Annotated in this window: 4 protein-coding genes; 2 read left to right on the plus strand and 2 right to left on the minus strand. The window is 64.1% G+C overall.

Annotated features, from left to right (window positions below; genetic code table 11):
* Both EOA75_RS26630 and secA read right to left on the minus strand, forming a co-directional pair.
* A partial coding sequence (locus EOA75_RS26630) for a lipopolysaccharide biosynthesis protein (RefSeq protein ID WP_164747574.1) occupies positions 1-1340 on the minus strand: 1340 nt, incomplete at its 3' end.
* Positions 1341-1462: 122 nt separating this feature from the next.
* On the minus strand, positions 1463-4195 hold the full coding sequence (gene secA, locus EOA75_RS26635; protein ID WP_066990130.1) for a preprotein translocase subunit SecA: 2733 nt from the start codon (positions 4193-4195) through the stop codon (positions 1463-1465).
* Between the two features lie 263 nt (positions 4196-4458).
* On the opposite strand from secA, the gene EOA75_RS26640 reads away from it, so the two are divergent.
* Together EOA75_RS26640 and EOA75_RS26645 are read left to right on the plus strand one after the other, a co-directional pair.
* Entirely contained in the window at positions 4459-5376 is a 918-nt protein-coding gene (locus EOA75_RS26640) for a peptidylprolyl isomerase (RefSeq protein WP_127325554.1), read from the plus strand.
* 177 nt (positions 5377-5553) lie between these two features.
* On the plus strand, positions 5554-6447 hold an 894-nt coding region (locus EOA75_RS26645), incomplete at its 3' end, for a bifunctional ornithine acetyltransferase/N-acetylglutamate synthase (RefSeq protein ID WP_127325555.1).

Genomic DNA, 6447 nt, shown 5'->3' on the forward strand with positions numbered 1-6447 from the left:
GTGAAGGACAGCGCGCCGGCCTCGAAGACCATCGCGAGGCTGGTGGCGATCGCCGCGCCCCAGAGGCCGAAGAGCGGGATCAGAACCACATTGAGAGCGATATTCAGCGCGAGCGTCATGGCATAGACGGCGGCGCAGATGTTCTGGTTGCCGCTCATGGTGAGCAGGCTTTCGCAGGGGCCGACGGCGCCGCGCGCGACGACGCCGAAGACCAGCAGGAAAAGCAGCGGATAGCCGGCGGTGAATTCAGGGCCGAACAGCACCAGCATCGGCTCGCCGAGCGCCAGCACCAGCAGCGCCATCGCGAGCGAGGGCCAGAAGGTCCAGGAGACGGTCTCGCGGGCGAAGGCGGCGAGCCTTTCCGGCTCGCCATGGGTGAATTGCGCATAGCGCTGGGCAACGCCCGCCTTGACGGCGAAATAGACGAAATGCACCAGAGCCAGCGTTTTCACGGTGGCGAAATAGACGGCGACGTCATTGGGCTCGAGATAGGCGCCGACCATCAGCACGTCGGCATTGGTGAGCAGGAAGAAAAAACTCTCGACCAGGAAGATCGGGAGCGAGACCAGGAACCACTGGCCGAAATGCACGGTCATCGACCCGGCCGGGATCTGCTTGTCCATGCGCGAGGTCACGCCCATCAGTTGGCCGAGCGTCGTGGTATAGGTGGCGGCGATCGAGGCGAAGATCGCGGTCTTGGCATCCGGCACGTAGTGCATAGCGAGCATAAGCGCCATGAACACCAGGATCAGCACCGGCCGCACCAGATAGGTCGGCGACAGGGCGAACAGCGCCCATGAGTTCGCCCGCGCCAGTCCCTGCAGGAGGTCGCCCATCGCGATCATCGGCAGGCAGATGACGCCGAGGATGAAGGGAATGACGTAGTAGTTCTCGATCCAGGGCGAGGCGAGCCACACGCCGAGCGCGCCCAGCCCCGCGATCACCGTCGAGGCGACAAGCACGAACAGCCGGCTCGCCAGCACGATGCCGCGCAGCTCGGCGAGCATGCCGCGCTCGCGATATTCGGGAATGAAACGGATGACCGAGGTGTGGAAGCCGAGGCAGGCGAGATTGCCGACGATGACCATCGTCACCCAGACCAGCACGAAGATGCCGTATTCGAACGAGCCCATCCAGCGTGCCATCAGCACCTGGCTGACGAAGGCGATGACCGCGCTGACGATGCGGATGGTGAATGCGATCAGCGACATGCGGCCGGCTTCGCCGCGTTCGTCGGCGCTGAACAGCACGGCGTCGATGCGGCCAAGCAGCGGCCGCATGCGCAGCGCCCAGCGCTGCGGCAAGAACCGCCCGGCAGTCGTCGCCGCGGAAAAGCGCACCCCGAATACTCTCCGTTTTCCGCCTGTTTCCAAGGTTTCGGTGTATGCGAAACACATTAAGAAACGGTTGGGTGGAGGGCTTCCTTCTCCCCGTCATATCCGGGAAGAAGAAGTGAAGGGGATCAGGCGAAGGCGCCGTGGCAGTGCTTGTATTTCTTGCCGGAGCCGCACGGGCAGGCCTCGTTGCGGCCGACCTTGCCCCAAGTCGCGGGATTCTTCGGATCGCGATTTTCGGGTGCCACCATGGCATGGGATTCCTGGCGGACCAACAACGCCGTCTCGCCGCCCTGGAAGTCGTCCTCGCCGGTGGTGCCGTCGATATGGCTGCCGAACATATCCGGCGCCGACGGCGGCGGCGCTTCAGCCGCCTGGCGGACTAGCTCGACGCGCATCAGCTGCGCGGTCACGGCCTGGCGCAGATTGCCGAGCATGCCCTGGAACAGCTCGAAGGCCTCGCCCTTGTATTCCTGCAGCGGATCGCGCTGGGCATAGCCGCGGAAGCCCACGACCGAACGCAGATGGTCGAGGTTGACGATGTGCTCGCGCCACAGATGGTCGAGCGTCTGCAGCACGACCGAACGCTCGACATAGCTCATGACGTCGGGGCCGAAGCGCTCGGCGCGTTCCTTGGCGGCTGCCTCGGCGGCGGCCGAGATGCGCTCGCGGATGTCGTCCTCGGCGATGCCCTCCTCCTTGACCCAGTCGTCAATCGGCAGGTCGAGATTGAGGTACTGCGCCACTTCCTCCTTCAGACCTGCGACGTTCCACTGCTCGGCATAGGCGTTTTCCGGGATGTTCTTGGCGACGATTTCCTCGATGACGCCCTCGCGCATCTCGGCCACCGTCTCCGACAGGCCTTCGCCATCCATCAGCTCGATGCGCTGCTCGAAAACCACCTTGCGCTGGTCGTTGGAGACGTCATCGTATTTCAGCAGGTTCTTGCGGATGTCGAAGTTGCGCGCCTCGACCTTCTTCTGCGCCTTCTCCAGCGCCTTGTTGATCCACGGGTGGATGATGGCCTCGTCTTCCTTGAGGCCGAGCTTCTGCAGCATGCCGTCCATGCGCTCGGAGCCGAAGATGCGCATCAGATCGTCCTGCAGCGACAGGAAGAATTTCGAACGGCCGGGATCGCCCTGGCGGCCGGAACGTCCGCGCAGCTGGTTGTCGATGCGGCGCGATTCATGGCGCTCGGTGGCCAAGACGTAGAGTCCGCCGGCGGCCAGCGCCTTTTCCTTCAGCTGCGCGACGTCGTCGCGGATCTGCTGTTCGCGCGCTTCGCGCTCCGGGCCGGCGGGCATATCCGCCAGTTCTTCGGCGATGCGCATGTCGGCATTGCCGCCGAGCTGGATGTCGGTACCGCGTCCAGCCATGTTCGTGGCGATGGTGATGGCGCCGGGCTTGCCGGCCTGGGCGACGATAGCCGCCTCGCGCTCGTGGTGGCGGGCGTTGAGCACCTCGAAATTCTTGACGCCTTCCTTGCGCAGGCGCTCGGCCAGCTGCTCGGATTTCTCGATCGAGGTGGTGCCGACCAGGATCGGCTGACCGCGCTCTCGGGCGTCGCGGATCTCCTTGACGATGGCCTTGTACTTCTCTTCCACCGTCCGGTAGACCTCGTCGTCCTCGTCCCTGCGGGCGACCGGCAGGTTGGTCGGGATCTCGGTGACTTCGAGATTGTAGATGTTGGCGAATTCCTCCGCCTCGGTCAGCGCCGTGCCGGTCATGCCGGCGAGCTTCTTGTAAAGGCGGAAATAGTTCTGGAAGGTGACGGAGGCCAGCGTCTGGTTCTCCGGCTGAATCTGCACATGCTCCTTGGCCTCGAGGGCCTGGTGCAGGCCTTCCGAATAGCGGCGGCCGGGCATCATGCGGCCGGTGAACTCGTCGATGATGACGATCTCGCCGTTGCGCACGATGTAGTCCCTGTCCTTCTGGAACAGCAGGTGCGCCTTCAGCGCATTGTTGACGTGGTGGACGATCGCGACGTTCTCGACGTCGTAGAGCGACTCGCCCTTCAACAGGCCGGCATCGCGCAGCATGTTTTCCAGCTTCTCGGTGCCGTCCTCGGTGAAGATCGTGGTTTTCTGTTTTTCATCGACCTCGTAGTCGGCCGGGCCGAGCTTCAGCATGAAGGCGTCGATGGTGTTGTACATTTCCGAGCGGTCCTCGAGCGGACCGGAAATGATCAGCGGCGTGCGCGCCTCGTCGACAAGGATCGAGTCGACTTCGTCGACGATGGCGTAGGCATGGCCGCGCTGGACCATCTGCGAGCGCTCATACTTCATGTTGTCGCGCAGATAGTCGAAGCCGAGCTCGTTGTTGGTGGCGTAGGTAACGTCGGCGGCGTAGGCCTCGCGGCGCTCGTCGTCGGAGAGGCCGTGTACGATGATGCCGACGGTGAGGCCGAGGAACTTGTAGACGCGGCCCATCCATTCGGCGTCGCGCTTGGCAAGATAGTCGTTGACCGTGACGACATGGACGCCCTTGCCGGCGAGCGCGTTGAGATAGACCGGCAAGGTGGCGACCAGCGTCTTGCCCTCACCGGTGCGCATCTCGGCGATGCCGCCATTGTGCAGCACCATGCCGCCGATCAATTGGACATCGAAGGGACGCATGCCGAGAACGCGGCGGGCCGCCTCTCGCACTGTTGCGAAGGCCGGTATCAGCAGGTCGTCGAGCGAGGCGCCATTGGCGAAGTCCTGGCGGAATTTCTCGGTGCGGCCGGCAAGCTCGGCATCGGAGAGCGCCCGCATCTCGTTTTCCAACCCATTGATGGCCTCGACCCGGGGCCTTGTCGCCTTGACTCGGCGGTCGTTGGAAGAGCCGAAAACCTTACGCGCGAGAGCGCCGAGACTGACCATCCAATGGTCCTTTCGATAGCAATTTTAGCCGTTTGCGACAGGCGCCTGGCGGGCCCATCAAATCCGCGTGAATGCGGACAAACGCAAAAAGCGCCCGGAAAACGGTTCTGGACGCCAAGTCGTTGGACAGATAAGAGGGGGCTCAACTGATGTCAACGCCGCGTTAGCCCTATGGGCAGCGCCAAATTCCGCCACAATCGGACTGATCTGGAACCTTCCCGTTCAAGCGATCCTTATCGGCAATCCCCATTGGAGTTATCTTGATGTCCCTGTCGTTCCGCCGCGCGTCGCTCGCCAGCCTTGGCTTGGCCTTCGGGCTCTCGGCTCTTTCGCTGTCGCCGCTGATGGCGCAGGAAACCAAGCCCGCCCAGCCGGGCGCGGCGGCTCGCGCAGCCGCTCCCGTGGATCCCAACGCCGTGGTCGCCACCATCAACGGCGAGAAGCTGACCGAGGCCGATCTCGCGCTGGCCGAAGGCGAGCTGTCGCAGCAGTTCGCGCAGCTGCCGCCGGAACAGCGCCGCGCCGCTGCTCTTTCGGCGGCCATTGAAATCCGCGTCATGGCCAAGAAAGCGGTCGACAGCGGCCTCGACAAGGATGCCGATTTCCTGCGTCGGATGGCCTTCCTGCAGCAGCGCGCCCTGCACGGCGAGGTCGTCGAGAAGGAAGTCGTCGACAAGGTGACGGATGCAGATATCCGCGCCCGCTACGACCAGGAAATTGCCAACACGCCGCCGGTCAATGAGATTCACGCCCGTCACATCCTCGTGAAGACGAAGGAAGAAGCCGAGGCGATCATCAAGCAGCTCGACGGCGGCGCCGATTTCCAGAAGCTCGCCAACGAGCACACGAGCGACCCGAGCGGCAAGTCGAATGGCGGCGACCTCGGCTGGTTCGGTCCCGGGCAGATGGTGCCGGAGTTCGACAAGGCCGCGTTTGCGCTTGATGTCGGCAAGTACAGCAAGGAGCCGGTGCAGTCGCAGTTCGGCTGGCATGTCATCAAGGTCGAGGACAAGCGCGCCAAGCAGCCGCCGGCCTTCGACGACGTCAAGGATCAGGCCAAGCAGGCCGTCATCCGCGACAAGTATTTCGCCATGGTCAAGGAATTGCGCGGCGCCGCCAAGATCGAGATCCCGGACGCGAAGCTGAAGTCGGCGGTCGACACGCTGGAGAGCGGCAAGTAAGCCGGCCAGCCTGAAAGATGCTGCTAAGGGCGCCTTCGGGCGCCCTTTCGCATTTCAGGCGCGCGCTATGCCGCGCACCCCGAGAGAGCCCATCAAGCGCGGCCAGAACGCTCTTGCGCCAGCGCGCGCTATCGGGCAAACCGGCCTCCTATTTGCGTTCTGCCGCTCCGGGGTCCCATGTCCGCAACGATTTCGCCGCTCGCACCGAAGAAATATCCCAAGATGCCGGTCATCGAGGGCGTGCGCATCGCTACCGCCGAGGCCGGGATCAAATATCGCAATCGCACCGATCTGCTTGCCATGGTCTTCGATCCCGGAACGGCGGTCGCCGGTGTCTTCACCAAGTCGAAATGCCCCTCGGCGCCGGTCGACTACTGCCGCCAGAACCTGTCCGCCGGCAAGGCGCGTGTGCTGGTGGTGAATTCCGGCAATGCCAACGCCTTCACCGGCAAGAAGGGCCGCGCTTCGACGGCTTTGACCGGCGAGGCGGCGGCGAAGGCCGCCGGATGCTCCGAGAGCGAAGTGTTCCTGGCCTCGACCGGCGTCATCGGCGAGCCGCTCGACACCAACAAATTCAGCCATCTGCTCGCCGGCCTGGTGAAGGACGGCAAGCCGGACCTGTGGACCGAGGCGGCGAAGGCCATCATGACCACGGACACCTATCCGAAGGTGGCGTCCCAGACGGTGAAGCTCGGCGACGCCGACGTCACCATCAACGGCATCGCCAAGGGCGCCGGCATGATCGCGCCCGATATGGCCACGATGCTCTCCTTTATCGCCACCGACGCGCCGATCGCAGCCCCGGTGCTGCAGGATCTGTTGTCGCGCGGCACGGCAAAGACCTTCAACGCGGTCACCGTCGACAGCGACACCTCGACTAGCGACACGCTGCTCTTCTTCGCCACCGGCAAGGCTGGTTCGCGTGGCGCGCCCAAGATCAGCGACCCGAAAGATGCGCGGCTCGGCGCCTTCCGCCGCGCACTCGGCAAGGTGCTGAAGTCGCTGGCGCTGCAGGTGGTGCGCGACGGCGAAGGCGCCGAGCCGCGCATCTTTCGGGTCGCTGATCTTGGG

The sequence above is a fragment of the Mesorhizobium sp. M1A.F.Ca.IN.022.07.1.1 genome (genome assembly GCF_003997575.1).
Lineage (GTDB): Bacteria > Pseudomonadota > Alphaproteobacteria > Rhizobiales > Rhizobiaceae > Mesorhizobium.

Excerpts from the sequence above, each read along its gene's own strand:
- secA (WP_066990130.1), bottom strand. The coding sequence starts at position 4,195 with ATGGTCAGTCTCGGCGCTCTCGCGCGTAAGGTTTTCGGCTCTTCCAAC.
- EOA75_RS26640 (WP_127325554.1), top strand. The coding sequence starts at position 4,459 with ATGTCCCTGTCGTTCCGCCGCGCGTCGCTCGCCAGCCTTGGCTTGGCC.